General features: G+C 69.9%; 22 protein-coding genes. 8 read left to right on the forward strand and 14 right to left on the reverse strand.

Going from position 1 to position 26,135, the window contains the following annotated elements; all coding sequences use genetic code 11:
• Positions 1–5: 5 nt before the first annotated feature.
• The 3 genes from ABZ833_RS35310 to ABZ833_RS35320 all read right to left on the reverse strand — a co-directional run bounded on the left by ABZ833_RS35310 (position 6) and on the right by ABZ833_RS35320 (position 3,669).
• Entirely contained in the window at positions 6–2,351 is a 2,346-nt protein-coding gene (locus ABZ833_RS35310) for an ABC transporter permease (RefSeq protein ID WP_361055791.1), read from the reverse strand.
• A 107-nt stretch (positions 2,352–2,458) separates the two neighbouring features.
• Positions 2,459–3,145: an ABC transporter ATP-binding protein gene (locus ABZ833_RS35315; protein ID WP_361055671.1), complete on the reverse strand. Its 687-nt coding sequence runs from the start codon at positions 3,143–3,145 to the stop codon at positions 2,459–2,461.
• Positions 3,142–3,669 carry a PadR family transcriptional regulator gene (locus tag ABZ833_RS35320; RefSeq protein ID WP_160506940.1) on the reverse strand — a complete coding sequence of 176 codons (528 nt, stop codon included), beginning with the start codon at positions 3,667–3,669 and terminating at the stop codon, positions 3,142–3,144. The genes ABZ833_RS35315 and ABZ833_RS35320 overlap by 4 nt, the downstream gene beginning before the upstream one ends.
• A 270-nt stretch (positions 3,670–3,939) precedes the next feature.
• On the opposite strand from ABZ833_RS35320, the gene ABZ833_RS35325 reads away from it, so the two are divergent.
• On the forward strand, positions 3,940–6,204 hold the full coding sequence (locus ABZ833_RS35325; protein WP_361055675.1) for a transglycosylase domain-containing protein: 2,265 nt from the start codon (positions 3,940–3,942) through the stop codon (positions 6,202–6,204).
• 83 nt (positions 6,205–6,287) lie between these two features.
• On the opposite strand, the gene ABZ833_RS35330 is transcribed toward ABZ833_RS35325, so the two are convergent.
• The 4 genes from ABZ833_RS35330 to ABZ833_RS35345 all read right to left on the reverse strand — a co-directional run bounded on the left by ABZ833_RS35330 (position 6,288) and on the right by ABZ833_RS35345 (position 11,387).
• Positions 6,288–8,339, reverse strand: coding sequence for a SpoIIE family protein phosphatase (locus ABZ833_RS35330; RefSeq protein WP_361055678.1), 2,052 nt, complete (start codon positions 8,337–8,339; stop codon positions 6,288–6,290).
• Positions 8,340–8,394: 55 nt separating this feature from the next.
• Complete coding sequence (locus ABZ833_RS35335; protein WP_361055681.1) at positions 8,395–9,087, reverse strand: class I SAM-dependent methyltransferase; 693 nt, start codon at positions 9,085–9,087, stop codon at positions 8,395–8,397.
• 127 nt (positions 9,088–9,214) lie between these two features.
• Complete coding sequence (locus tag ABZ833_RS35340) at positions 9,215–9,901, reverse strand: DUF402 domain-containing protein (RefSeq protein ID WP_361055684.1); 687 nt, start codon at positions 9,899–9,901, stop codon at positions 9,215–9,217.
• A 67-nt stretch (positions 9,902–9,968) separates the two neighbouring features.
• Positions 9,969–11,387, reverse strand: a complete 1,419-nt coding sequence (locus tag ABZ833_RS35345; protein WP_361055687.1) for a class II fumarate hydratase — start codon at positions 11,385–11,387, stop codon at positions 9,969–9,971.
• A 122-nt stretch (positions 11,388–11,509) separates the two neighbouring features.
• On the opposite strand from ABZ833_RS35345, the gene ABZ833_RS35350 reads away from it, so the two are divergent.
• Entirely contained in the window at positions 11,510–13,051 is a 1,542-nt protein-coding gene (locus tag ABZ833_RS35350) for a ricin-type beta-trefoil lectin domain protein (RefSeq protein WP_361055690.1), read from the forward strand.
• A gap of 68 nt (positions 13,052–13,119) precedes the next feature.
• Here the strand turns inward: ABZ833_RS35350 and ABZ833_RS35355 are convergent, their stop codons facing one another.
• Positions 13,120–14,796 carry a fumarate hydratase gene (locus ABZ833_RS35355; protein ID WP_361055693.1) on the reverse strand — a complete coding sequence of 559 codons (1,677 nt, stop codon included), beginning with the start codon at positions 14,794–14,796 and terminating at the stop codon, positions 13,120–13,122.
• Positions 14,797–14,955: 159 nt separating this feature from the next.
• Here ABZ833_RS35355 and ABZ833_RS35360 point away from each other — a divergent pair, with 159 nt between their 5' ends.
• Both ABZ833_RS35360 and ABZ833_RS35365 read left to right on the forward strand, forming a co-directional pair.
• Complete coding sequence (locus tag ABZ833_RS35360) at positions 14,956–15,636, forward strand: DUF1707 domain-containing protein (protein ID WP_361055696.1); 681 nt, start codon at positions 14,956–14,958, stop codon at positions 15,634–15,636.
• Between the two features lie 137 nt (positions 15,637–15,773).
• A complete protein-coding gene (locus ABZ833_RS35365) occupies positions 15,774–16,154 on the forward strand; it encodes a WhiB family transcriptional regulator (protein ID WP_361055699.1) in 381 nt (126 codons plus the stop codon).
• A gap of 94 nt (positions 16,155–16,248) precedes the next feature.
• Here the strand turns inward: ABZ833_RS35365 and glpX are convergent, their stop codons facing one another.
• Positions 16,249–17,280, reverse strand: coding sequence for a class II fructose-bisphosphatase (gene glpX / locus ABZ833_RS35370; protein ID WP_249588033.1), 1,032 nt, complete (start codon positions 17,278–17,280; stop codon positions 16,249–16,251).
• 162 nt (positions 17,281–17,442) lie between these two features.
• On the opposite strand from glpX, the gene ABZ833_RS35375 reads away from it, so the two are divergent.
• The gene (locus ABZ833_RS35375) at positions 17,443–17,961 is read left to right on the forward strand and encodes a DUF4245 domain-containing protein (RefSeq protein ID WP_361055703.1); all 519 of its coding nucleotides are present in this window, start codon (positions 17,443–17,445) and stop codon (positions 17,959–17,961) included.
• Positions 17,962–18,067: 106 nt separating this feature from the next.
• Here ABZ833_RS35375 and ABZ833_RS35380 read toward each other — a convergent pair whose 3' ends face one another.
• From ABZ833_RS35380 to ABZ833_RS35395, 4 genes are all read right to left on the reverse strand, one after another.
• Complete coding sequence (locus tag ABZ833_RS35380; protein WP_361055706.1) at positions 18,068–18,658, reverse strand: malonic semialdehyde reductase; 591 nt, start codon at positions 18,656–18,658, stop codon at positions 18,068–18,070.
• 146 nt (positions 18,659–18,804) lie between these two features.
• Entirely contained in the window at positions 18,805–19,059 is a 255-nt protein-coding gene (locus ABZ833_RS35385; RefSeq protein WP_361055709.1) for an exodeoxyribonuclease VII small subunit, read from the reverse strand.
• A gap of 10 nt (positions 19,060–19,069) precedes the next feature.
• Positions 19,070–20,278 (reverse strand): exodeoxyribonuclease VII large subunit, encoded by a 1,209-nt coding sequence (gene xseA, locus ABZ833_RS35390; RefSeq protein WP_361055712.1) that lies wholly within the window; start codon positions 20,276–20,278, stop codon positions 19,070–19,072.
• A 330-nt stretch (positions 20,279–20,608) separates the two neighbouring features.
• A complete protein-coding gene (locus tag ABZ833_RS35395) occupies positions 20,609–22,000 on the reverse strand; it encodes an APC family permease (RefSeq protein ID WP_361055715.1) in 1,392 nt (463 codons plus the stop codon).
• Between the two features lie 76 nt (positions 22,001–22,076).
• On the opposite strand from ABZ833_RS35395, the gene ABZ833_RS35400 reads away from it, so the two are divergent.
• Positions 22,077–23,069 carry a 4-hydroxy-3-methylbut-2-enyl diphosphate reductase gene (locus ABZ833_RS35400; RefSeq protein WP_361055718.1) on the forward strand — a complete coding sequence of 331 codons (993 nt, stop codon included), beginning with the start codon at positions 22,077–22,079 and terminating at the stop codon, positions 23,067–23,069.
• Positions 23,070–23,186: 117 nt separating this feature from the next.
• Complete coding sequence (ppgK, locus tag ABZ833_RS35405; RefSeq protein ID WP_361055721.1) at positions 23,187–23,933, forward strand: polyphosphate--glucose phosphotransferase; 747 nt, start codon at positions 23,187–23,189, stop codon at positions 23,931–23,933.
• A gap of 74 nt (positions 23,934–24,007) precedes the next feature.
• Here the strand turns inward: ppgK and ABZ833_RS35410 are convergent, their stop codons facing one another.
• Positions 24,008–24,634 (reverse strand): DUF6542 domain-containing protein, encoded by a 627-nt coding sequence (locus ABZ833_RS35410; protein WP_361055724.1) that lies wholly within the window; start codon positions 24,632–24,634, stop codon positions 24,008–24,010.
• A gap of 197 nt (positions 24,635–24,831) precedes the next feature.
• Here ABZ833_RS35410 and ychF point away from each other — a divergent pair, with 197 nt between their 5' ends.
• Positions 24,832–25,920: a redox-regulated ATPase YchF gene (gene ychF, locus ABZ833_RS35415; RefSeq protein ID WP_361055728.1), complete on the forward strand. Its 1,089-nt coding sequence runs from the start codon at positions 24,832–24,834 to the stop codon at positions 25,918–25,920.
• Positions 25,921–26,135 lie beyond the last annotated feature (215 nt).

Here is a 26,135-nt window from a genome sequence, read left to right on the forward strand (position 1 = left end):
GGGAGTTACTCCGTACGCAGTCCGTCCGGGCGCATCATGCGCCACAGCGGCGGCAGGCTGAGCAGCGTCACGACCGCGACGAGGGCGGCGCCCGCGGCCGTCATGGGGGCGAAGAGCCACCAGTCGGTGACCGACTTCTGGATCATGCGGACCATGACCCAGCCGAGACCGAGGCCGCCCACGACGGCGAGCACCAGGCCGATCGCGACCGGGATCGCGGTCTGCCACAGGATCGACCACGCCATCGACGCGCGGCGCGTGCCGAACGCGGTGAGCGCCGCCAGGAGGCGCTTGCGCTCCCGCAGTTGCTCGATCATCGAGACCAGCAGGGACGCCGCGATCAGTCCCATCGTCGCCATCGCGCCGACCTGGAGACCGGTCTGGATGGTGGCGTACTGCTTGTCGCGCTCGACCGCGCGCAGCGTCTGCACGGAGAGGAACGGGTCGACGTGGGCCGCGGTGTTGCGGATGTACTCCTCGGCGTCCTTGGTGCCCGGGTCCACCTGGATCATCGCGGTGGTCGAGGCATCGGCCATCTTGGAGGCGTCGATCGCGCCGGGCGTCGCGTAGATGCCGTCGTGCAGGTCGCCGCCCGGGTCGGGGCGGGCCTTGACCTTGCGGGAGTCGGCGGGCAGCGTCCACGGGGCGTGCTGGTGGCCGGACTCGTCCCAGCTGATGGCGTTCAGGTCGATCGGCTTGCCCGGACGGGCCGACTCGTCGACCCACTTGTTCATCTCGGTGTCGCCGGTGTGCACGACGAAGGTGTCGCCGTCCCGGCAGTCGCCGATCCGGGCCAGCTCGCGCAGGTTCGCGCAGGTGCCGACCGTCAGCTCCGTGGTGGGCCTGAGGTCGTCGGGGTTCTTCAGCTTGCCCGGCTTCACGACGTACGTGGAGACCGTGCCGATGACGTTCTTGACGCCCTTGGTCGTGCGGAACTTGTCGATCATCCGCTCGGCCAGCTCGCCGTCGCCGACGTCTGCCCTGACCACCAGCTTGGCGCGGCCTGGGTCGTTGTCGGTCGTCCGGTTGAAGTCGTCGTGCATCGCGACGAACAGCATCTGCAGGGCGACCGCGCCCGCCACCGCGACGGTGATGCCGCTGACCGCGCGCGCCGCCGTGCCGCTGCTCAACTGCAGCCTGCGGATGGCCAGTTGCCAGGGCACGGGGCCGCCGCCGCGCAGCTTGGCCACGCTCGCCTCGACGAGCCAGGGCAGCAGCGCGGCCAGGCCCACCAGGGTGAGCGTCGCGCCCGTGCCGATGGCGAAGACCGGCGGGGCCACGTTGCCCCCGACGTAACCATTGATCACGTCGCCCCCGACCTGGCCCGAGGCGAGCAGGATCCCGAGGCCGAGCAGCGGCATCACGATGCGCCACCACACGCGGCGCTTGCGCGGCTTGGTGCTGCGCACGACGCCGAGCGGCTCGATGGAGACGGCCCGCAGCGAGATCAGCGTGACCACGACGGCCGTGACGGGCACGGCGAGCAGGATCAGTACGGCGAGACCGGGCAGCGGCACCACGTCGGAGGGGAAGGCGCTGATCTTCCACCCGTCGAGGGTGCCCACCAGCTCGCGCACGCCCAGGAAGAACAGACCGCCCGCGGCAAGGCCGAGCAGTGCGCCGCACAGGGCCTCGCCCGCCGCGATCCGCCGGACGCTGTGCGCGTCCGCGCCGACCAGGCGCAGCGCGGCCAGACGCCGGTCGCGCCGGTCGCCGCCGAAGCGGACCGCCGTGCCGATGAAGATGACCACCGGGGTCAGCAGGACCACGCAGATCAGGACGACCAGGACGATCAGCAGCGGGTCCATGGGTTCCGCGGGCTCTTTGTACCCGAAGTCCGCCACGCGGTGGCCGCCCTTCGCCGGGGTGAGGGCGTCGGAACCGGCGTAGTAGTAGAGCTCCTTGGGGTTGGTCAGGCCCGCGTCGCCGATGGTGTCCGTGACGCGGTACTCGCCGAAGCGCTCCTTCAGGAGGGCGCCGTCGGAGCTGTCCAGGAGCTCGCGCAGCGCGGGCGACACGGCCATCTCGCCGTCGGCCGGGATCTTCTTCAGGCCCGGCGGCAGGGCCGGGTCGCTGCCCTCGGCGCGCAGCACGCGGCCGCTGACCGTGGCGTCGCGGAAGTCGGTGGGGGTGTCGCGCTGGAGGACCGTGGAGTTCGACCGCTCGACCTTCTTGCCCGAGAACTCGTCGGTGGCCGCGCGGGCCACCGAGCGGTCCTCGCGGTGCTGGAGCAGGGTGGGCACGGAGGCCGCACCGAGCAGCAGCGCCACGCCGAGGCCGACGCCGACCGCCGTCAGGAGGGTGCGGGTCCATCCCTCACGGCCGCCGCCGACGGCGAAACGCATGCCCATAGCGAGGTCGCGGACGAAGGCGCGAGGTCCCCCCTTGGACACGGACGGGGCGATGTCGGCGAGCGGCGGCGCGGGCCGCGCATCGGCCTTGGCGCGCGTGTCGAGACTCATATCGCCCGCTCCATGTCCCGCGCCCTGCCGTCGCGCACGACGATCTCGCGGTCGGAGTAGGCGGCGACCCGCGTCTCGTGCGTGACGAGGACCACGGCGGCGTTCGTCGAGCGCGCGGCGTCGGTGAGCAGCTCCATCACGCGCTCGCCGTTGAGCGAGTCGAGCGCGCCGGTGGGCTCGTCGGCGAAGACCACGCGCGGGCTCGTGGCGAGCGCGCGGGCCACCGCGACCCGCTGGCCCTGGCCGCCGGAGACCTCGCCGGGCCGCTTGGCGGCGACGTCCTCGACCTCCAGGCGCTCCATCCAGGTGCGGGCGGTCGCCTCGGCCTCCTTGCGCCGTGCGCCGTTCAGCCGCAGCGGAAGCGCGACGTTCTCGACGCAGGTCAGCTCGGGTACCAGCTGCCCGAACTGGAAGACGAAGCCGAACTCGCTGCGGCGCAGGGCGCTCAGCGAGGCGTCCGGCAGGCCCGTGAGCTCGCGGCCGTTGTACGTGATGGAGCCCGAGTCGGGCTTGACGATCCCCGCGAGGCAGTGCAGGAGGGTCGACTTGCCGGAGCCGGAGGGGCCCATCACGGCGACGACCTCGCCGGGGTGGATGGAGAACCCGGCGTCGTCGAGCGCGGTCGTCGGGCCGTACGTCTTGCGCAGGGCGGATGCGGTGAGGAGGGAGCCGGCGGGGGTCATGCGGAGCGCACCTCCTGGGCGAGCTTGCCGAGGCGCGCGGCGGCAAGCTCCAGCCAGCGCAGATCGGCTTCGAGGTGGAAGAGCGCGTGGTCGCAGATCAGCTGGTCGGCGAGGTCACCCTTGCGCTTGCGGTCGGTGAGGATGCGCATCAGGCGCAGGTGCTCGGCGCGCTGGGCGTCGAGCATCTCCGAGGCGTCGCGCTCGGTCAGGAGCGCGAGGACGACCTTGGTGTAGAGGGTCGACTGGAGGTAGGGCTCGGGCTTCTCCGGGGTGGCGAGCCAGCGCTCGACATCGGTGATGCCGGCTTCGGTGATCGCGTACCGCTTGCGCTCGGGGCCGCCGCCCGCCTCTATCCCGTCGACCTCGACGAGGCCGTTCTTCAGGAGGCGGGACATGGTCGAGTAGACCTGCCCGTAGTGCAGAGGCTTGTCGTGACCGAACTTCTCGTCGAAGGTGCGCTTGAGGTCGTAGCCGTGGCGCGGGCCCGACTCAAGAAGGCCGAGGAGGGTGTGACCGATGGACATGCGGAGCACTCTACACCGCGTGTATACGTGGCATGTATACCCCTGTTTCAGCCTCGGCCCCGGGCTCACAGGTTCGAAAGGCGGGCAACCTTCTGGGCCCCAGGATCGTCGGTCTACTGGGAGCAATCACCGGTTCCTGTGGTGCAGGTGCTGATTGTCACGTCCGGAAAAGACCGGATCGGCAGTCCTTTGTCCCTAGGTGCGGTGTTAGCTTCTTGAGCTGACTTGCCAGTCATAAGCGAACGACACGGAAGCGGAGCACTCAGACTCATGGGCCGAGCGGAAGAGCGACAAGCGCGGCAGCGCGGCGCGCGCCGGGCATCGCGCGGGCGCCCCGCCGGCGGCGGCAAACCCAAGCGCACGGGCATACGCCGCTTCTTCACGCTGAAGAAGATCCTGGGTACGTTCTTCGGGCTCTGCCTCCTTGGCATGCTCGCCTTCGTCGTCCTCTACATGGTGGTCGACGTGCCCGAGGGCAACGCGGCGGCCAAGCTCCAGAGCAACGTCTACAAGTACAAGAACGGCCAGGTCATCGCCAGGACCGGCGAGCTGAACCGTGAGGTCGTCGACCTGGAGAAGGTGCCCAAGAAGGTGCAGCGCACCTTCGTGGCCGCCGAGAACAAGTCCTTCTACAAGGACAAGGGCGTCGACTTCAAGGGCACCGCCCGCGGCCTGATCAACACCGTCTCCGGCAAGGGCAAGCAGGGTGGCTCGACGATCACCCAGCAGTACGTCAAGAACTACTACTTGACGTCGGACCAGACGGTGACCCGCAAGCTCAAGGAACTGGTCATCTCGCTGAAGGTTGACCAGAAGAAGAGCAAGGACGACATCCTCGCCGGGTACATCAACACCAGCTACTACGGCCGCGGTGCCTACGGCATCCAGGCCGCCGCCCAGGCCTACTACAACGTCGACGCCGAGGAACTGAACGTCACGCAGGGCGCCTACCTCGCGGCCCTCCTCCAGGCCCCGAGCCAGTACGACTGGACCTCCGCCACGGACGCGAGCAAGAAGCTGGTCAAGGCGCGCTGGAACTACGTCCTCGACAACATGGTCGAGGAGGGCTGGCTGCCCGCGAGCGAGCGCGAGGGCCTCACGTTCGACGCGCCGAAGGCGCCCAAGGCCGCGCCCGGCCTGGAGGGCCAGGCCGGTTACCTCGTGAAGGAGGCCAAGGCCGAGGTCATGAAGGCCGGCCACCTCAGCGAGGAGCAGTTCGACGCGGGCGGCTACACGATCACGCTCAACATCGACCAGAAGAAGCAGAAGCAGCTCGAGAAGGCCGTCGACAAGAAGCTGAACGACCAGCTCGACCCCGACAAGCGCAAGGCCGACGCCCGGGTGCAGGCGGGCGCCGCGTCCGTCGACCCGAAGACCGGCAAGGTCCTCGCGATGTACGGCGGCCAGGACTACGTCAAGCACTACACGAACAACGCCACCCGGCGTGACTACCAGCCGGCCTCCACCTTCAAGCCGCTGATCCTCGCCGCGGCCCTGGAGAAGAGCGCCACGACGCAGTCCGGCCAGCCGATCACGGCGAACACGATCTACGACGGCACCAGCGAGCGCCCGGTCAAGGGCAGCGACGTCGCCTTCGCACCGCCGAACGAGGACGACAAGAGCTACGGCCAGGTCACCGTCCAGAAGGCGATGAACAAGTCCATCAACTCCGTCTTCGCGCAGATGGGCGTGGACGTCGGCATGGACGACGTATTGGAGACCGCGGGCAAGCTCGGCATGGACGTCGAGGACCTGCCCGCCGTACCCGCGCAGACCCTGGGCACCATGGGCGCGAGCCCGCTGGAGATGGCGGGCGTCTACGCGACGCTCGACAACCACGGCAAGAAGGTCACCCCGGCGGTCGTGGCGTCCGTGGAGCACAAGGACCGCACGATCGAGCTGCCGGACCCGATCGGCGAGAAGGTCGTCGAGCGCGGCACCGCGGACTCGATCACCTCGGTCCTGACCGGCGTGGTCGACGACGGCACGGGCAGCGCGGTGCGCAGCCCGGTGCAGGACGTGGCGGGCAAGACCGGTACGTCCGACGACAACAAGTCGGCCTGGTTCACCGGCTACACGCCGAAGCTGGTCACCTCCGTCGGCCTGTTCGGTGAGGGCGCCGCGGGCACGGCCGAGCAGAGCAAGCAGGTCTCCATGAAGGGCGCGGGCGGTCTGCCGCGCGTCGACGGCGGCAGCTTCCCGGCGCAGATCTGGGCGGCGTACACCTTCGACGCGATGGGCTCGCCCAGCAAGTTCGACCTGGACACGTCCATGGGCGCGGCCATCGCGCCGCCCCCGGACCCGACGACCCAGGCCCCGCAGGAGCCGACGGACGAGCCTTCGGAGACCAAGGACCCGACGACGAAGCCGCCGACGGACGACCCGACGACGGACAAGCCCACGGAGACCCCGACGACCGAGCCGCCGACGGACGACCCGACCACGGATCCGCCGACCGAGGAGCCGGGCGAGCCGGACCCGACGGACTCGATCGAGATCCCGGAGAACCCCAACGGGCGGCCGAACAAGGACTGACGCGGCACACGGTTCAATGGCTGGACGCGAAGGCGCCCGGAAGCAACTGCTTCCGGGCGCCTTCGCCGTGCGTGGACCCTGGATCAGCTGTGGTTCAGCTCGAACCACACCACCTTGCCGGTGCTCAGACGCGTCGCGCCCCACCGCCGGGCCAGCTTGTTGACCAGGTAGAGCCCGCGTCCGCCTTCGTCCGTGGCCCGCGCCTGCCGCAGCCGCGGCAGCTGCGGCACGTCGTCGCCGACCTCGCAGCGCAGGACGTCCGTACGCAGCAGACGCAGCGTCACCGGGCGCGACGCGTACCGCACGGCGTTCGTGACGACCTCGCTGACCAGCAGCTCAAGGGAGTCGGTCAGCTCTTGCAGGCCCCAGCGCTCCAGGGCGCTGCGGGCCAGGCGCCTGGCGCGGGCGGGCGTGGCGTCCTCCGGCTCCAGGTACCAGTACGCGACGTCGCTCGGCGCGATCCCGTCGAAGCGGGCGGCGAGCAGCGCGATGTCGTCGTCCCGGTCGCCGGGGCCGAGCATGTCGAGCACGTCGTCGCAGAGGGCCTCCAGGGGCGGCGGATGGTCCGGTCCCGTCAACTGGGCGGTGGCGGCGAGCCGTTCGCGCAGCTGCTCTATGCCGGTCCACACGTCACGCAGCCGGGACTCGACGAGGCCGTCCGTGTAGAGGAGCAGGGTGGCGCCCGCGGGCGCGTCGAGCTCCACGGCCTCGAAGTCGACGCCGCCCACGCCGATGGGGGCGCCCGGCGGGACCCGCAGGACCTCCGCACGGCCGCCCAGATGCAGCAGGACGGGCGGCGGATGACCGGCGTTGGCGATGGTGATGCGGTGCGCGACCGGGTCGTAGACCGCGTAGAGGCAGGTCGCCATGCGGTCCGAGCCGAGCCGCTGGGCCTGCTCGTCCAGGTGGTGCAGGACCTCCTGGGGCGGCAGGTCGAGTCCGGCCAGGGTCTGGGCGGTCGTCCGCAGCTGGCCCATGATCGCGGCCGAAGTCATGGAGTGCCCCATGACGTCGCCCACGACGAGCGCGACGCGGCTGCCGGGCAGCGGGATCGCGTCGTACCAGTCGCCGCCGACCCGGGCCGTCTCGGCAGCCGGGAGATAGCGCGACGCCAGGCGGACGCCGGTCGGGCGGGGCAGGGTCTCGGGCAGCATCGTGCGCTGGAGCTCGTCGGCGATGTACGCCTCGCGGCCGTACAGCACGGCCTTGTCGATGCCGAGCGCGCTGTGCGTGGCCAACTGGGCGGCGACCAGGAGGTCGTCGGCCTCGAACGGGTGCCGGTCGGGGCGGCGCAGGAACACCGCGGCGCCGATCACCCGGCGCCTGCCCCGCAGCGGGGCGAGGATCGTGCGCTGCCCGCCCGGCACGGTGCGCCCTTCGCCGAGCAGCTCGGGCAGTGCGGCGCGGGCCGCGGGGGTGTCGGCGAAGACCGGGCGTACGCCGCGCAGGACCTCGGCGAGGGCGCCGCCGGGGCGCACCTCGCACAGCTCCGCGGTCGTCACGAGATCGGCCTGCACCTGGAGGGCGGGCAGGGTGCCGCCCTCGGTGTCGGGTTCCTCGGCCCCTTCCTCGATCGAGCGCAGCCGGTCGGTGCGGCGCAGGCGCAGCACGAGGGCTCCGCTGGGCCGCTCCTCGCCGACCGGCAGCGGGTCGCGCAGGTAGACCAGTATCGCGTCGGAGAACGTCGGCACCGTGGCCCGGCACAGGCCCATCACGATCTCGTCCAGGTCGATGCCGCGGGCGATGCGCCGGGTCGCGGCGCCCACGAAGCGCAGGCGGTCGCCGTCGCGCCGCATCGCCGCGGGGCCGGAGCCCGGCGGTCGTGGCTGTCCCGTACGCCGCTCCTCACCGCCCGGGGCGCCCTCCAGAGCGCCGTCGGGGCTGTCCTGCCCGGCCGGCCGCGGCCGGTGCGGGTCGGGCTGCTGCCCCGAGGGCCCGTGCGACTGGGAGTGCTCGTCGCTGGGGCTCGCGGTGGCGTCGCCCGTCCGGGCCTGGGCCTGTGCGGGTAAAGCCGTCGCGCCCGGGGTGTCCCGCGCCTTCGGGGCACGCGCCTGCGCCCCGCGGGGATCCGCGGGGGCGGCGGGCCGGGCAGCTCTTGGCTGTCGGCCCTCGTCGGGGATGGAGTGCTCCGTCACGCGTTTCGAATCCGTCCGTCCGGGGCTGCGCCTTGGTGTCCGGTGGCTACTTTGGTCAGCCGCGTCGGCAGTGCAGGAAGAGCTGGTGCTCGGGTGGTACGTCGGTACTCGCCGGGGCGTAGGAGTACGTGTCCTCCTCGACGATGTCGAAGCCCGCGTCACGTACGACCTGCCGCAGTTCGTCTCGCAGGTAACCGGATACCCGGATTGTGTGCCCCAGGAACGGAATTCCCGCGTCGTCCAGGTCGGCCTCGACCATGGAGAGCGCGAGCAGGCCACCGGGGCGCAGCAGTCCGTGCAGCAGCCGCAGAGCGTACGGGATCTCGGCGCGCGGCAGCATGAGAAGCGCGAAGAATGCCGCGATCCCGTCGAACAGGCCGACCCCGTCGGGCCCTTCGGCCCGCAGCCCTGCCACGTCGAGCTGCCGGAACTCGGCGTTCGGCGAGGGCACGTTCTTCCTGGCCAGGTCGAGCATGCCGGAGGACAGGTCGATGCCGAGGACGAGGTGCCCGGCGTCGGTGAGCTGACGGGCGGTGGGAAGCCCTGTGCCGCATCCCACGTCGAGAACCCTCGACCCGGGCGGCAGCGCGTCGGCGAGCCTGCGCCCGGCGGCCTGCTGGCCGTCCTTGTGCGGGAAGGCGTCGTCGTAGTGCTGTCCGATGGCGTCGAAGGCCTCGGCCTGCCCCGTCCGGTCGGGCAGCACGCCGGATGACCCGCCGTACCTGCCGAACTCGCTCGCCTCGCTCACGTTCTGCCGCCCTTCGATGACATCCTGTCAGGCAACGCGCAAGCTCAGGGAGTTGCTGCTGAGTTGCTGCTGTGCGCCCTTGCGGAGGACGATCCTACGTTTGAACCATGGGGGCGCATCAAGGGTCTCATGACGTCACATGAGCGGGCGTGCGGTCCCAGTCGTCCGGAAGGGGTGGAATCGCCCAGTCCGGATCGGGGCGCCAGTGTTGCCAGTTGTCCGAAAATGGCAGTCCCCAAGATTGGATCACATCGATGGCGGCATGCCCGGCGGCCCGCACTTCCCGCGCCTTTCCCGCGCCCATCAGCCCGGCGCGCTGAGCCTGCACGAATTCGTCCTCGTCGTGCCACTGCCAAGTCCGGTCCGGGCGCACGGAGATGTCCAGAAAGTGATCCTCGGAATCGATGCCTCCGGCCCAACGGGCTCGCGGCTCCTCAAGATTCACGTACCAGTTCTTGAACCGCCATCCCGGATCCCAGAACAGCCACACCGACCACGGCTCCGCGGGCCGGGCCAACTTCAGTACGCCGGTGCCGAACCAGCGGTCCCTGCGCAGCGCGCGGGGCTTCGTGTAGCGGGTGGCGAGGGGCTCGTGGTGCACGGGAGTCCCGTCGGCGAGCACGGGCTTCACGCATTCGGTGCCGGGGGCCATCCACACGGCGAGCAGTTCTTCGGTGTCCTGCACGACCGTGACGGGCCTGCAGATGTGGATCCGGTTCCCGGCGTTCTCCTTGTACCGCCACAGCACATGGGCGCCGGGGGCCCAGCGTGCTGCTTCGCTGCTCGTCGTTGGCGGCGTGGTGAGGTCTGTCATGGAGAGATATTAGTCGCCGCCCGGACAAGCTCCTGGGAACCTGTCCGGGCGCAGGGGGAACGCGGCCCTACGGCCGCGTCATCCGCAGCACGTCCAGCGCGTCGTCCAACTGCGTCAGCGTGAGCTCGCCCCGCTCGACATAACCGCCTTCGAGCACGACCTCGCGGATGGTCTTCCGTTCGGCGAGCGACTTCTTGGCGACCTTCGCCGCCTCTTCGTACCCGATGTACTTGTTCAGCGGAGTGACGACGGAAGGCGATGACTCGGCGTACTCACGGGCCCGCTCGGCATTCGCGGTGATTCCGTCCACCGTCCTGTCGGCGAGCAGCCGCGACACATTGGCCAGCAGCCGCACGGACTCCAGGACGTTCTTGCCGATGACCGGCAGCATCACGTTCAGCTCGAAGTTGCCCGCGGCCCCCGCTGCGGCCACCGTCGCGTCATTGCCGGTGACTTGAGCGGCGACCATCAGGACCGCCTCCGGAATGACCGGATTCACCTTTCCCGGCATGATCGAGGAACCGGGCTGCAGATCGGGCAGGTTGATCTCGGCGAGCCCGGTCCGTGGACCGGATGCCATCCAGCGCAGATCGTTGGCGATCTTCGTGAGGCCGACACCGATCGTCCGCAGCTGACCGCTGGTCTCCACGATCCCGTCCCGCGCGCCCTGGGCCTCGAAGTGGTCCCGGGCCTCGGTCAGCGGAAGGCCGGTGGCCCGCGCCACCTCGTCGATCACGGCCGCCGAGAAGCCGGGCGGCGTGTTGATGCCGGTGCCCACCGCCGTGCCGCCGAGCGGCAGTTCGGCAAGGCGCGGCAGTGATGACCGCAGCCGCTCCACGCCGTAGCGCACCTGCGCCGCGTATCCGCCGAACTCCTGGCCGAGGGTCACGGGCGTCGCGTCCATCAGGTGCGTGCGCCCGGACTTCACCACGTCGGCGAACTCCTCCGACTTCCGCTCGAGGGAGGCCGCCAGATGCTCCAGGGCGGGGATCAGGTCCTGTGTCACGGCGCCCGTGGCCGCGATGTGGATCGAGGAGGGGAAGACGTCGTTCGAGGACTGGGACGCGTTCACGTGGTCGTTCGGGTGGACGTCCTTGCCCAGGCGCTCGGTGGCGAGCGTCGCGAGCACTTCGTTCGTGTTCATGTTGGACGACGTGCCGGACCCCGTCTGGAAGACGTCCACGGGGAAGTGCTCGTCCCAGCGCCCTTCGGCCACCTCGCCCGCCGCGTCCGCGATCGCCGCCGCGACGTCCTTGTCGAGCACCCCGAGGTCCGCGTTCACCTTCGCCGCCGCCGCCTTGATCCGGGCGAGCGCGGCGATGTGCGCCCGCTCCAGACGCTGTCCGGACACGGGGAAGTTCTCCACCGCGCGCTGCGTCTGCGCACGCCACTTGGCGTGCGCGGGGACCCGCACCTCGCCCATGGAGTCGTGCTCGATCCGGTACTCACCGCTGTCGCTGTCGCTTGCGCTGGCGTCGCTGGTCATGCCACGAACCTACCTCTCCGTCAAACCTCGCTGAAAAGTTGAGCACTTGTCTTGTTCTAGGTATTCCCAAGGCTCTTACTCACCAGTAAAAACCGTGGGTAACACCAAACCGGGGAGGCGCAATGAAGCGCATCAGACGCGGCCACCAGGGCCGGCTGCGATGTACGTTCGCGGCGGCCGTCGCCATGGCGGCAATGCTCGGCACGGCAGCCGCCGTGCCGGCCCAGGCCGCAGCGGACGGGAACAGGGCGCCGGCGTCCACGCCGCTGCCGGCCGAGCTGGAGAAGATCCGGGCGGACGAGGCCACCAAGCTCTACGGAGACCCGGCGGAGCGCCCGCTCGCCGAGCGGAAGACCGGTCTCATCTCGCTCGGCGACAGCGAGATCTCGGGGGAGGGCGTCGGAACGTACGAACCGGGCACGAACGGCCCCGACAACTGGTGCCACCGCTCCCCGGACGCCGCGATCCACCGCACCGGCATCCCCGCGGACGTCACGTACAACGTGGCCTGCTCGGGAGCGCAGACGGTCAACATCAAGATCGGCGGCCAGAAGCAGTACGCCGACGAGCTGGTGCAGAGCGACAACCTCGCCATCAAGGCGCGCAACACCAGGATCAAGACGATCCTGCTGGTCATCGGAGCCAACGACGACCTTCAGTTCTCCCCGGTGATGACGGACTGCGTGACGCGCTTCCTGCTCAGTCAGGGCGCCTGCGCGGGCAAGTACAACGACGGCTGGCAGGCGCGCGTGGACGCCCTCGTGCCCAAGGTCGAGCAGTCCATCCGTGACCTGAAGACCGTCATGAAGGACGCGGGATACGCGGGCGAGGACTACAAGTTGGTCGCCATGGGCTACCCGAGCCCGATCGGCCCCGACTTCCGGGACAACCCCAAGTTCCCGGGCAAGCTGGCCTGCGGCGGTCTCGGCTACGACTCCGACACCGAGTGGGGCCGCAACTACGCGGTGCCCACCTTCGAGACCGGCATGCGCAAGGCGGCCAAGGCGGCGGGCGCGACCTACCTCGACAACTCCCGCCTCTTCCAGGGCCATGAGGTCTGCATGGAGGACACCTGGGCGCGCGGTCTCTACGTGGACCTCACCAACCCGTTCCCGCCGGACTCCAACTCGGTCCGCCAGTCCTTCCACCCCAACGCCCGGGGCCACGCGGCCTTCGCCTCCTGCCTGACGCAGCTCTACAACTCGGGCTGGGGCGAGGGCGGTTGCGCGGACCCGGCGAGCACCGGCAGCCCCAAGCTCTACCAGGGCGGATGGGACGACGCGTACAAGCCGCTCAAGAACGAGGGCACGGGTACGTGCGTGGACGTCGACGCGTCGAAGAGCCGCAACGGCACCAAGGTGCAGGGCTGGGACTGCACCGGAAACCGCAACCAGACCTGGTGGTACGACGGCGGCGTCGGCGGTCGGCAGAGCCTGCACACCGGTCTGACCCAGGACCGCTGCCTGGACGTCCCGGGAACCGCCAAGGAAGGCACCGCCGTCACGCTGTGGAACTGCCACGGCGGCGCCAACCAGAAGTTCGTCCGTGAGGCAGGGACCCTGCGCCCGGCCGCCGACACCGGGCTCTGCCTGGCACTCGCAGCCCCGAAGGAGCCGTTGAAGCTCCAGAAGTGCAACGGGTCGGTGGGCCAGCGCTTCGCGTAGGCCCACAAGGCGCGCGAAAGGCCGCCCTCCGCGCAGTGCGCAGGGCGGCCTTTCGTCGCGCGACGGCGTTACGCCAGGCCGGGTCCGCGGACCGGGATGGACGTGAACGTCGGCTCCGGGGCCGGAGCCTGGAAGAAGTCGTTGCCCTTGTCGTCCACCACGACGAAGGCGGGGAAGTCCTCGACCTCGATCTTCCACACGGCTTCCATGCCGAGTTCCTCGTACTCGACGACCTCGACCTTCTTGATGCAGTCCTGGGCGAGGCGCGCGGCCGGGCCGCCGATCGAGCCCAGGTAGAAGCCGCCGTGCGCGTCGCAGGCGTCGGTGACCTGTTTGGAGCGGTTGCCCTTGGCGAGCATCACCTTGGAGCCGCCCGCCGCCTGGAACTGCTCCACGTAGGAGTCCATCCGGCCGGCGGTCGTCGGGCCGAAGGAGCCGGAGGCGTAGCCCTCGGGGGTCTTGGCGGGGCCCGCGTAGTAGACCGGGTGGTCCTTCAGGTACTGCGGCATCTCCTCGCCCGCGTCCAGGCGCTCCTTGATCTTGGCGTGCGCGATGTCGCGGGCCACGACGAGGGGGCCGGTGAGGGAGAGGCGGGTCTTCACCGGATGCTTGGTGAGCTCGGCGAGGATGTCGTCCATGGGCTGGTTGAGGTCGATCTTCACGACATCGGCAGCCTCGGCGTCGTCGTTGAGGGTCTCGTCGGTCGTGTCCGGCAGGAAGCGCGCCGGGTCCGTCTCCAGCTGCTCCAGGAAGACGCCCTCTGCGGTGATCTTCGCGGTGGCCTGGCGGTCGGCCGAGCAGGAGACGGCGATCGCGACGGGCAGCGAGGCACCGTGGCGCGGAAGGCGCACCACGCGCACGTCGTGGCAGAAGTACTTGCCGCCGAACTGCGCGCCGATGCCGATCTTCTGCGTCAGCTCGAAGACCTTCTCCTCCAGCTCCTTGTCCCGGAAGCCGTGCCCGGTGGGGGAGCCCTCGGCGGGCAGCTCGTCGAGGTAGTGCGCGGAGGCGTACTTCGCGGTCTTCAGGGCGAACTCGGCGCTGGTGCCGCCGACGACGATCGCCAGGTGGTACGGCGGGCACGCGGCCGTGCCCAGGGAGCGGATCTTCTCCTCCAGGAACTTCATCATGGAGGCCTCGTTCAGGACGGCCTTCGTCTCCTGGTAGAGGAACGACTTGTTGGCCGAGCCGCCGCCCTTGGCCATGAAGAGGAACTTGTAGGCGCCGCCGTCGGTCGCGTACAGCTCGATCTGGGCTGGGAGGTTGGAGCCGGTGTTCTTCTCCTCCCACATGTTCAGCGGGGCCATCTGCGAGTAGCGCAGGTTCAGCTTCGTGTACGCGTCGTAGATGCCGTGCGAGAGCGCCTTCTCGTCCTCACCTTCGGTGAGGACGTTCTGTCCGCGCTTGCCCATGACGATGGCCGTGCCGGTGTCCTGGCACATGGGGAGCACGCCCGCGGCCGCGATGTTCGCGTTCTTCAGGAGGTCGAGCGCCACGAACTTGTCGTTGCCCGACGCCTCCGGGTCGTCGACGATGCGCCGCAGCTGGGCCAGGTGCGCGGGCCGCAGATAGTGCTGGATGTCGTGGATCGCCTCGGCGGCGAGGGTGCGCAGCGCCTCCGGATCGACCTTGAGGAACGTCCGCCCGTCGGCCTCGAAAGTGGAGACACCCTCGGAGGTCACCAGCCGGTACGGCGTGGTGTCCTCTCCCAGCGGGAGCAGATCGGAGTACTCAAACTCTGGCATTACGGCCATTCCTCACTCGGCAGACAGCGTGCGCGGCCTCCATTGGCGACGCGCCAACCAGCGTAGAACGCCCCAGGGCGGCCGGGTCTGTGAGGTAAGGCTCAGTAGGGCGGCCCCAGGGGTAGTCGCGATCTATCGCGTTTGGGTACGCTGGGCGATGTGGACCTAGAGAAGCGCCCCCAGCAGACCCACCCGGAACCGCAGCCCGCCGGCCTGCGCGCGTCGGACGCCGACCGGGACCGCGTCGCGGACATCCTGCGTGAGGCGCTCGCCGAGGGCCGGCTGACCGCCGAGGAGCACGGCGAGCGGATCGACGGGGTCTACCGCGCCAAGACGATGGGTGAACTGGAGCCGCTGGTCAGCGACTTGCCCGCGGCAGGTGGCGCGGCGTACGCGACGGTGACGCCCGAGCCCGCCCCCTCCCGGCCGTCGGACGGCGTGGTACCCCCGGTCGCCGACGAGAACCTGGTCGCGGTCTTCAGCAGCTCCGTCCGCAAGGGCCGCTGGCGCGTGGGCCGGCGCACGCACGTGTACGCGATCTTCGGGAACGTGGAGATCGACCTCAGCGAGGCGATCTTCGAGCAGCGGCAGGTCGTCATCAAGGCGGTCTCCGTCTTCGGCAACGTCGAGGTCCGCGTCCCGGAGAACATCTCGCTGCGGGGCAACGGCACGGGCGTGCTCGGCAACTTCGAGGTGGAGACGCTCGATTCGGCCGAGCGGGACGCCCCGGTCGTCTTCGTCGACGGCTACGCGGTCCTCGGCAACATCGAGGCGAAGCCCAAGCGCGGCAAGGTCGTCCGTGACCTGCACAAGCAGCTGCGCAAACATCTCGGCCACTGACCGGCCACAGGGGAGCTGATCCGGCCACTGACGGCGCGAACTTCCGTACATCGGAACTCAGTGCATAGGCGCATGCACAGCGGGTAGAGCTTGCTGCATCGTCTCTCGCTCGCGAAGCCGTCGTCAGGAGTAGACCCGTGCTGCAGCCGTCGCATCAGTCCCTGCAGGTCGCCGCTGTTCCGGCCCAGCGTGGACCAGTGCGAGATCGGAACCAAGACGCCCCATGGCACACCGAGGCGGTGTGCCGACGAGACGAGGCCGGGCTGTTCTTCGCCCCGTCGAAGGAACCGACCGCCTCACGCCTGTCCAGGGAAGAAGCCGCGAAGCGCGTCTGCGGCGGCTGTCCCGTGATGGTCGAATGCCGGGAGCACGCCCTGCTCCAGCCCGAGCCGTACGGCGTCTGGGGCGGCCTCACGGCCGCGGAGCGCCGCGTGGTGCTCGCCAGGCGGCGCCGGCGCGAGGTGGAGCTCAAGAAGGCCGCGCACACGACCGCCGGGCCGATCGCCGCCGCCGGATAGCTTCTTTCGTACGCCGAAGGGGGCGTCCCCCGCACGGGGCGCCCCCTCCGGTGTGCGCAACTAGCGCTCTCCTGAGCCTACTTGGTGCTCGGTCCTACTTCGCGCGGTCGAAGTCGATGGCGCTGTAGGCACGCAGCTTCGCGAGCCGGTGGTCCGAGTCGATCTTGCGGATCGTGCCCGACTTGGAGCGCATGACCAGGGACGAGGTCGAGGCCGTCTCCGCGGCGTAGCGCACGCCCTGGAGCAGTTCGCCGTCCGTGATGCCGGTCGCGACGAAGAAGACGTTGTCCCCGCGGACCAGGTCGGTCGTCGAGAGCGTGCGGTCCAGGTCGTGCCCCGCGTCCAGCGCGCGCTGGCGCTCGGCGTCGTCCTTCGGCCACAGCTTGCCCTGGATCACACCGCCCAGGCACTTGATCGCGCAGGCCGAGATGATGCCTTCCGGGGTGCCGCCGATGCCCATGAGCATGTCGACGCCGGTGCCTTCGCGCACAGCCATGATCGACCCCGCGACGTCGCCGTCCGAGATGAACTTGATGCGCGCGCCGGTCTCGCGGATCTCCTTGACGATGCCCTCGTGACGGGGGCGGTCGAGGATCATGACCGTGACGTCCTCGGGCGAACGGCCCTTGGCCTTGGCGACCCGGCGGATGTTGACGGAGGCGGGGGCGTTGATGTCCACGTAGTCCGCGGCCTCGGGGCCCGTGACCAGCTTGTCCATGTAGAAGACCGCGGACGGGTCGAACATGGCACCGCGGTCGGCGGCGGCGAGCACGGCGATGGCGTTCGGCATCCCCTTCGCGCAGAGGGTCGTGCCGTCGATCGGGTCGACGGCGATGTCGACCTCGGCGCCGGTGCTGTCGCCGATGCGCTCCCCGTTGAAGAGCATCGGGGCCTCGTCCTTCTCGCCCTCACCGATGACGACGATGCCGTTCATCGAGACGGTGGAGACGAGGGTCCGCATGGCCCTGACGGCGGCACCGTCGGCGCCGATCTTGTCGCCGCGGCCGACCCAGCGGCCCGCGGCCATGGCGGCGGCCTCGGTGACCCGGACGAGCTCCAGGGCGAGGTTGCGGTCGGGAGCCTCGGGAGAGACTTCGAGCTCGGAAGGGAGATGATGCTCGGTCATCGGAGCGCACCTTTCTGCTGATACGACGACGGCCGGATGAGGGTGTGCCTCGACTCTATCCGTAGGCCGACAAAATGAGCAGAGGGCCCCACGCATGAGCGGATCGGGCACTAGGGGGCCACCGGGGGAAGAGCCGCTTCCGTGGCCTGAGAACATGGGGGCGTGGCAGGCAGACAAGGCAAGCAGACCGTACGGAACATGCTGTGGTCGATGGCGGTGATCGCCCTCGTCGCCGGTGCGATGTACATCTTCATCCCGCACGACGACTCCAAGAACCCCGCCAAGCGCGTCGACTACCGCGTGGAGCTGCTGTCCGCGCGCCGGGCGGCGGCGTACCCGGTGGCCGCCCCCGAGGGCCTGGCCAAGGCGTGGAAGCCGACGTCGGTGCGGTTCGACGGCTCCAAGGGCGACAGCTGGCACCTGGGTTTCCTCGACCCGTCCGGTGAGTACGTCGTGGTCAAGCAGTCCACGGCGAAGCCGGTCAAGTTCATCGAAGAGGCCACGCAGCGGGCCGTGCGGACGAAGGCCACCGAGAAGATCGACGGCCAGACGTGGCACCGCTACAAGGGGCAGACGTACGACGCTCTCGTGCGCGAGGACAAGGGCGCGACGACGGTGGTCGCGGGCACGGCGTCGTACGGGCAGCTGGCGGAGATGGCGCAGGCGCTGAAGACGTCCTGACGGCGGCGCGCTGTACGACGACGAAGGTGCGCTGTACGACGACGAAGAGGGCCCCGGCGGGCAAGCGCCGGGGCCCTCTTCGCGGGCGGTTGTCGCCGCCTCGGTCTCAGACGGTCTCGATGACCTGGTCGAGCTCAAGGCGCGGGGAGCGCGGGAACCAGGCGTTCTCGGCGGGCTTGCCGATGTTGACGACCATCAGCGGGGTGTGGTCGCCGTCCAGGAACTCCTTCTGGACGCCGGCGGCGTCGAAGCCCGTCATCGGACCGGCCGCCAGGCCGGCGGCGCGCACGCCGATGATGAAGTAGGCGGACTGCAGCGCGGCGTTGAGGTGCGCGGCGCCTTCGCGGGCGGGGCGCTCCGAGAAGAAGACGTCCTTGGCCTGCGGGAAGTGCGGGAACAGCGCCGGCAGCTCCTCGTGGAACTCGTTGTCCGCGGAGAGGATCGCGACGAGCGGGGCGGAAGCCGTCTTCGGCTGGTTGCCCTCCGCCATGTGCTGGACCAGGCGCTCGCGGGCCTCGGGGGAGCGGACCAGCGTGATGCGCAGCGACGACAGGTTGAAGGCGGTCGGGCCGAACTTGACCAGGTCGTAGATCGCCTGCACCTGCTCGTCGGTGACCGGCTCATCGGTGAAGGAGTTCGCGGTGCGGGCCTCGCGGAAGAGCAGGTCCTGTGCGGCGGGGTCAAGGACGAGAGACATGGATCAACCTTCTCGGTGCGTGCGTGTGTGCGTGGTGCGTGCATGGATCAGCTTGCGGGATCGACCGTACGGCGTTGCGGTTTAAGTTTCAACCAAATCGGCCGCTTGGTGATCCGCTTCACAGGGCGCCAGGTGAGGCTCCCGCCTCAGGCGTCGTCCCCGTTTTCGTCGCTGTCCCCGTCCGGCCCCGCCAGGGCCGCGTCCAGGCGGGCGCGGGCGCCGTCCAGCCAGCGGCGGCACACCTTGGCCAGCTCCTCGCCGCGCTCCCACAGGGCGAGCGACTCCTCGAGCGTGGTGCCGCCCGTCTCCAGGCGGCGTACGACCTCGATGAGCTCGTCCCGCGCCTGCTCGTAGCCGAGTGCGTCCGCCGGGCCCGTGGCCTCGTCCGTCTTGCTGGTCATGTGCCCCACCCTAAATGTCGGTTCGTACAGTGAACTCGCCCTCGGCGACCCGGGCCCGCAACTGCTCGCCCGCGGTGACCTCGTCGGGGGCCCGCACCACGGCACCGTCCTCCTTCTGCAGCACCGCGTACCCCCGCTGGAGCGTCGCGGCGGGGGAGAGGCCCACCACGCGTGCGTGGGTGTGGGTCAGCTCCGACTCGGCGCGGTCCAGGAGGTGACCGAGCGTGCGGCGGCTGCGGTCGACGAGCGCAGAGACCTGCTCCTCGCGCTCCTCGATCATGCGGTGCGGATTCTCCATGGAGGGGCGGGCGAGCGCGTGCGCCAGGCCGCGGTCCTCGCGGTCGAGGAAGGCGTCCATGCAGCGCCGGGCCCGGTCGCGCAGCCAGCGCACGCGCTCGTACTCCTCTCCGACGTCCGGCACGACCTTCTTGGCGGCGTCGGTCGGGGTGGAGGCGCGCAGGTCGGCCACGTAGTCGAGGAGGGGGTTGTCCGGCTCGTGCCCGATCGCGGAGACCACGGGCGTGCGGCAGGAGGCGACGGCGCGCACGAGCTGCTCGTCCGAGAACGGCAGCAGATCCTCCACGCTGCCGCCGCCCCGCGCCACGATGATCACGTCCACGGCGTCGAGCGCGTCGAGCTCCTTCACGGCCTGCACGACCTGCGGCACGGCGTGCACGCCCTGGACGGGGACGTTGCGCACCTCGAAGCGGACGGCCGGCCAGCGGTGCCGGGCGTTCTCCAGGACATCCCGCTCGGCGGCGGACGCGCGGCCGGTGACGAGCCCGATGAGCTGGGGCAGGAAGGGCAGCGCCTTCTTCCGGTCGGCGGCGAAGAGCCCCTCCCCGGCGAGGCTCTTCTTCAACTGCTCGATCCGCGCGAGCAGTTCGCCCACGCCGACGGGCTTTATCTCGACGGCCCGCAGGGACAGCTGCCCCCGGGGCGCATACCACTCGGGCTTGGCGTGGACGACGACCCGGGCGCCCTCGGAGACGACGTCCGCGACGGCGTCGAACACCTGGCGGTAGCAGGTGACGCTGACGGAGATGTCGTGCGAGGGATCGCGCAACGTCATGAATACGACACCGGCGCCGGGCCTGCGGGACAGCTGGGTGATCTGCCCCTCGACCCACACGGCACCGAGCCGGTCGATCCACCCACCGATGAGCCGCGACACCTCGCCGACGGGCAGCGGGGCATCAGCGGACGTGTTCAAAGCCATGCGCCGAGCGTATCGGCAGGGTCTGACACGGCAGGGCTCCCGCTGAGGCGCGGGGCGCCGAACTGCCCCACGACCGGCCGGCGGACTGCGCTCCCCGGCATCGGCCAGCGCACTGCTCCCCCCCCGGCATCGGCCAGCGGCCGGCTCCCCGCATCGGTCAGTGGACTGTCCCGCATTGGTCGTGCCCACCCGCCTGTTCCGCGATCGCTCCTTGCCAAGGGCTGGTCGCCCCCGCCTGCCCCCAACCCGTTCCGCCATCGCTCCTACGTCGAGGGCTTGATGCGGGGTCACGGGTGGGCGGGCGGGAAACTTCCGCCGCGAAGCGGCGGCCTAGGACTCCCCACGCCGAGCCCGCTGGCCGAAGAGCACAACAAGCCCCACGGCAAGCCAGATCGCACCCACCACCTGCGCGGACCCCGCAGCCTCAACGATCACGGCAACAGTGATCGCAGCCCCCAGCAAGGGGACGAGCAGATGCCGCCACCAGCTGACGGAACCCCCTCGCCGCTGAACGACGAACCACCCCACCACGCTCGCGTGGAGCAACACGAACGCCGTCAACGCACCGACATTCACCACCGAGACCAGGTGATCCATCCCGTCGTCCCGCCGAGCCGCCCACACCGCCGCGACCATCGTGATCACGGCCGCACACAGCAGCGCCACGCGAGGCGTCCCGGAATCGGTCTTCGACAGAGCCCCCGGCAGCCGCCGGTCACGAGCCATGGCGTACAGCAGCCGCCCCGCCGCGGCCTGCCCCGCAAGCGCGGCGAACGCCGCACCGATCGCCTTGCTGACGGCCACCAGGTCGTGGAGCCAGTCCCCGACCGCCGAGTCGACCGCATCGTAGAAAGCGGACCCCTGCGCGGCGGGATCGGCAGCGAGCTCCGCGGACGACATGGGTTCGAGGAGAGCGACCAGATACGTCTGGGCGATGAACAGCACACCGGCCAGCGCCAGACAGAACAGCACCGCCCGCGCCACCTTCGCCGAGCCCCCCGTCACCTCCTCCGCGAACGAGGCGATCGCGTCGAAGCCCAGATACGAGAGCACCGCCACCGACACCGCGCCCACGACGGCCCCCAGCGCGAACGCCCCCTGCGTGCCGTCCCCGCTCAGCGGCGAGAGCCAGTCACGCTGCGCCCCGTCCTGCACCAGGACGACGATCGCCGAGACCACGAAGACCAGAAGAACCACGATCTCCATCGCGAGCACCAGGAACCCGACCCGCGCCGCCGCCCGCACCCCCCAGAGGTTCAGCGCGGTCGTCACCAGGACCGCGATCGCCGTCCACACCCACCGGGACACGGAGGGCACCAGGGCCTCCATCGCGATCCCGGAGAAGAGATAGGCGACGGCCGGGATGAGGAGATAGTCGAGCATCGCCATCCACCCGGCGATGAACCCGGGGCCGTTGCCGAGCCCCACGCGCGCGTAGGCGAAGACCGAGCCCGCCTGGGGGACCACCCTCACCATCTGGGCGTAGCTGAACGCGGTGAACGCCATCGCGATCGTGGCGATGATGTAGACGAGCGCCACGGCGCCGTGCGACTTGGCGTCGAGCGTCCCGAAGACTCCGACCGGCGCCATCGGGGCGATGAACAGCAACCCGTAGACGACAAGATCACGGAAGCCGAGTGATCGCCGCAGCCCGTCGCCTTCGGCAGCTGTGCCGGGATGGGCACCGGCCGTCGTGTCTGAGTTGCCGGAGTAACCGGACATCGAGCCTCCGTAAGTGAACGCAGGCCTCCAGTCTCCCCAAGAAGCCGATCTTTGACGCGCTGGGCTCGGCCTTACGATGGGGGGCATGACTGCTTCGACTCCTGCCCGCCGAGTCCTGCTCGCCGCCCCCCGCGGCTATTGCGCGGGTGTGGACCGTGCCGTGATCGCCGTCGAGAAGGCCCTTGAGCAGTACGGGGCCCCGATCTATGTCCGCCACGAGATCGTCCACAACAAGTACGTGGTGCAGACCCTGGAGAAGAAGGGAGCCATCTTCGTCGACCAGACGGCGGAGGTTCCCGAGGGCTCCATCGTCATGTTCTCCGCGCACGGAGTGGCGCCCACGGTCCACGCGGAGGCCGCCGAGCGGAAACTGGCGACGATCGACGCGACGTGCCCCCTGGTCACCAAGGTCCACAAGGAAGCCGTCCGCTTCGCCAAGGACGACTTCGACATCCTCCTGATCGGCCACGAGGGCCACGAGGAGGTCATCGGTACGTCCGGTGAGGCGCCCGACCACATCACCCTGGTCGACGGTCCCGAGGACGTCGCGAACGTAGAGGTCCGTGACCCGGACAGGGTCGTCTGGCTCTCCCAGACCACGCTCTCGGTCGACGAGACCATGGAGACGGTCGACGCCCTCAAGGGGAAGTTCCCGAACCTCATCTCCCCTCCGAGCGACGACATCTGCTACGCCACGCAGAACCGCCAGATCGCGGTGAAGAAGCTGGCGGAGGACGCCGAGCTCGTCATCGTCGTCGGCTCCAAGAACTCCTCGAACTCGATCCGCATGGTCGAGGTCGCCCTCGACGCGGGCGCCCCCGCCTCGCACCTGGTCGACGGCGCCGACGAGATCGACGAGGCCTGGCTGGAGGGCGTGACCACGGTCGGCCTCACCTCGGGCGCCTCCGTGCCGGACGTCCTGGTGGACGGCGTCATCGAGTGGCTGGCCGAGCGGGGCTACGGCGACGTGGAGACGGTGAAGACGGCCGACGAGTCGATCACCTTCTCGCTGCCGAAGGAGCTCCGCCGCGACCTGCGCGCCGAGGCCGCGGAGCTGTCACAGAAGTGAGCCGCGGCGCTGTCGCGGAAGTGACGCGTGTGGCGTCACAGAAGTGACGCGTGTGCCAGGCACCGAGTGACCCCTTTCGGGGAGTGACTGTCGGTGTCTGGCCGTATCGTCGGTCTCATGCAGATCTTCGGTGTGGACATCGGCGGATCAGGGATCAAGGGCGCTCCCGTTGACCTGGACCGCGGAGACCTGGCACAAGAGCGGCACAAGGTGCTCACCCCGCATCCGGCCACGCCCGACGGCGTGGCCGACAAGGTGCGCGAGGTCGTCGAGCACTTCGGCTGGACGGGCCCGGTCGGCGCCACGTTCCCCGGTGTGATCACCGACGGCACGGCGCGCACGGCGGCCAACGTGGACAAGAGCTGGATCGGCACGGACATCCAGAGCCTGGTCGCGGACCGGCTCGGCGGCGGCGCCCCCGTCACCGTCCTGAACGACGCGGACGCGGCGGGCGTGGCCGAGATGCACTTCGGCGCGGGACGCGACCGCAAGGGCACGGTCATCCTGCTCACCCTGGGCACCGGCATCGGCAGCGCCCTCTTCACCGGCGGCCGCCTCGTCCCGAACACGGAACTCGGCCACCTGGAGCTGCACGGACACGACGCGGAGAAGCGCGCCTCGTCCAAGGCCAAGGAGGACGAGGACCTCACCTGGGAGCACTGGGCGCATCGCGTCCAGAAGTATCTGGCGCACGTGGAGATGCTCTTCTCGCCCGAGCTCTTCATCATCGGCGGCGGCGTGAGCCGCAAGTCCCACAAGTTCCTGCCGCTGATCAAGGGCATCAAGGCCGAGCTGGTCCCCGCGGAGCTGCAGAACAACGCGGGGATCGTGGGCGCGGCGATGGCGGCGGCGGGCAAGGCGTAGGCACTCCGCGCGAGAGCGCGCGAGGCGCCTCACGTGTCTTACGTTCCTTACGTTCCTTACGTGTCTGACGTGCCTCAGGCGGTGGGAACGCGCCGCTGCTTGGCTCCCCGCGGCCCGGCGGCGGCGACGGCGGCCTGCCGCGCCCGCCGCCGCTGCCCCATGAGCTTGATCCGGCGCCCGGTCACGATCAGCCCGGCGACGAGCGTCCCGCCGTACAGCCAGCCCGCATGCAGTGCGAGCGACGTGATGAGCCCCATGAAGTGCCCGCCGAAGTTTCCGTTGCCCCCGGAGATCGGCACGAGGCCGACGGCGAAGGCGATCGGCACGGCCACCGGCGCCGTCACCAGGTCGGCGGGCCGCACCCAGAACGCGGTCAGCGCGCACACGGGCACGAAGAGCACGCCGTACGCGACGACCGAACTGCCGAAGAGCAGCCACAGCAGACAGGCCAGCAGGAACATCGTCGCGGAACAGAAGAGCCCGCTGCCGAGCCCGGTGAGCCGGGGGTTCGGCATGCCGCGCAGCGTGCGGTAGAGCGGCAGCGCGCGCAGCTTGCGGACGAAGGGCGGGAGGGGGCGGCGGGGACGGGACGCGGCGCGGTAGACCGCCGCCGAATCGGCGGGCCTGCCCTGCGGGGGCAGGGGCGCGGTGCGTCGCGGTCGGGCCGGAGGCTGAGGGGGACGCGTCCTGTGTTGCTCCACCGGACCAACCTAGGTCGAGCCGTACCGATAATCCTGCCTGGGACACGCCCTTTGGCCGACCTTGGCCATGCGTTCGATACGAGAGCGGTACGCCGACGAGGGCGGGGCACGCACGCCGTAGACTGGGGGATCGCCCTACGGTCGCTCCGGCCCTCCGGGCCGTCCACCCACAGCCTCCACGTACGGGAAGTCGCAACGTGTCGCTCACGATCGGAATCGTCGGTCTGCCCAATGTCGGCAAGTCGACCCTGTTCAACGCCCTGACCAAGAACGACGTCCTTGCGGCCAACTACCCGTTCGCGACGATCGAGCCGAACGTCGGCGTGGTGGGCGTCCCCGACACCCGCCTCACGAAACTGGCCGAGATCTTCTCCTCGCAGAAGATCCTCCCGGCGACGGTCGACTTCGTCGACATCGCGGGCATCGTGCGCGGCGCGAGCGAGGGCGAGGGCCTGGGCAACAAGTTCCTCGCGAACATCCGCGAGTCGGACGCGATCTGCCAGGTCATCCGCGCCTTCAAGGACGAGAACGTCGTGCACGTGGACGGCAAGGTCTCGCCCAAGGACGACATCGAGACGATCAACACCGAGCTGATCCTCGCCGACCTCCAGACCATCGAGAAGGTCCTGCCGCGCCTCCAGAAGGAGTCGCGGATCAAGAAGGACATCGCCCCGAAGGTGAAGGCGGTGGAGGAGGCCCAGGCGATCCTGGAGAAGGGCGACACGCTCTTCTCGGCGGGCATCGTCCAGGGCTCCGGCAAGGAGGAGCTGCTCCACGACCTCCACCTCCTCACGACCAAGCCCTTCCTCTACGTCTTCAACGTGGACGAGGACGAGCTGACGGACGACGACTTCAAGGCCGCCCAGAGCGCCCTGGTCGCCCCCGCCGAGGCGATCTTCCTCAACGCCAAGCTGGAGTCGGAGCTCGTGGAGCTGGAGGAGGACGAGGCCCTCGAACTCCTCCAGTCGGTGGGCCAGGAAGAGCCCGGCCTGGCCACCCTCGCCCACGTCGGCTTCCGCACGCTCGGCCTCCAGACGTACCTGACGGCAGGCCCCAAGGAGTCCCGAGCCTGGACGATCCCCCAGGGCGCGACGGCCCCCGAGGCGGCCGGTGTGATCCACACCGACTTCCAGAAGGGCTTCATCAAGGCCGAGGTCATCTCCTTCGCGGACCTGGTCGAAACGGGCTCGGTCGCCGACGCCCGCGCGGCGGGCAAGGCGCGCATGGAGGGCAAGGAGTATGTGATGCAGGACGGGGACGTGGTGGAGTTCCGGTTCAACGTGTAGCCGTCTCCCCGACGCGCGCCCGGTGAATCACCGGGCGCGCGTCGGTCATGAGGGGCCGGGCTCCGGTGGAGTCCGGCCCCTTCTGCGTGCCTGCGGTCAGTCGGCTCTCTCGCAAGATCTCGATGAAATCGAGCAATAAATTTGCTGGGGTGGGCAGCTGGGCAGGGGCCTGTTGCTGAGGTGTGCCACCTTGCTGTTCAGCTCAGTTGCTTCAG

The sequence above is a fragment of the Streptomyces sp. NPDC047525 genome, assembly GCF_040643025.1.
Classification (GTDB): domain Bacteria; phylum Actinomycetota; class Actinomycetes; order Streptomycetales; family Streptomycetaceae; genus Streptomyces; species Streptomyces durmitorensis.

Excerpts from the sequence above, each read along its gene's own strand:
- ppgK (WP_361055721.1), top strand. The coding sequence starts at position 23,187 with ATGCAGATCTTCGGTGTGGACATCGGCGGATCAGGGATCAAGGGCGCT.
- ABZ833_RS35310 (WP_361055791.1), bottom strand. The coding sequence starts at position 2,351 with ATGGGCATGCGTTTCGCCGTCGGCGGCGGCCGTGAGGGATGGACCCGC.
- ABZ833_RS35320 (WP_160506940.1), bottom strand. The coding sequence starts at position 3,669 with ATGTCCATCGGTCACACCCTCCTCGGCCTTCTTGAGTCGGGCCCGCGC.
- glpX (WP_249588033.1), bottom strand. The coding sequence starts at position 17,280 with ATGACCGAGCATCATCTCCCTTCCGAGCTCGAAGTCTCTCCCGAGGCT.
- ABZ833_RS35385 (WP_361055709.1), bottom strand. The coding sequence starts at position 19,059 with ATGACCAGCAAGACGGACGAGGCCACGGGCCCGGCGGACGCACTCGGC.
- ABZ833_RS35345 (WP_361055687.1), bottom strand. The coding sequence starts at position 11,387 with ATGACCAGCGACGCCAGCGCAAGCGACAGCGACAGCGGTGAGTACCGG.
- ABZ833_RS35355 (WP_361055693.1), bottom strand. The coding sequence starts at position 14,796 with ATGCCAGAGTTTGAGTACTCCGATCTGCTCCCGCTGGGAGAGGACACC.
- ABZ833_RS35315 (WP_361055671.1), bottom strand. The coding sequence starts at position 3,145 with ATGACCCCCGCCGGCTCCCTCCTCACCGCATCCGCCCTGCGCAAGACG.
- ABZ833_RS35400 (WP_361055718.1), top strand. The coding sequence starts at position 22,077 with ATGGGGGGCATGACTGCTTCGACTCCTGCCCGCCGAGTCCTGCTCGCC.
- ABZ833_RS35325 (WP_361055675.1), top strand. The coding sequence starts at position 3,940 with ATGGGCCGAGCGGAAGAGCGACAAGCGCGGCAGCGCGGCGCGCGCCGG.
- ABZ833_RS35350 (WP_361055690.1), top strand. The coding sequence starts at position 11,510 with ATGAAGCGCATCAGACGCGGCCACCAGGGCCGGCTGCGATGTACGTTC.
- ABZ833_RS35340 (WP_361055684.1), bottom strand. The coding sequence starts at position 9,901 with ATGACAGACCTCACCACGCCGCCAACGACGAGCAGCGAAGCAGCACGC.
- xseA (WP_361055712.1), bottom strand. The coding sequence starts at position 20,278 with ATGGCTTTGAACACGTCCGCTGATGCCCCGCTGCCCGTCGGCGAGGTG.
- ABZ833_RS35395 (WP_361055715.1), bottom strand. The coding sequence starts at position 22,000 with ATGTCCGGTTACTCCGGCAACTCAGACACGACGGCCGGTGCCCATCCC.
- ABZ833_RS35380 (WP_361055706.1), bottom strand. The coding sequence starts at position 18,658 with ATGTCTCTCGTCCTTGACCCCGCCGCACAGGACCTGCTCTTCCGCGAG.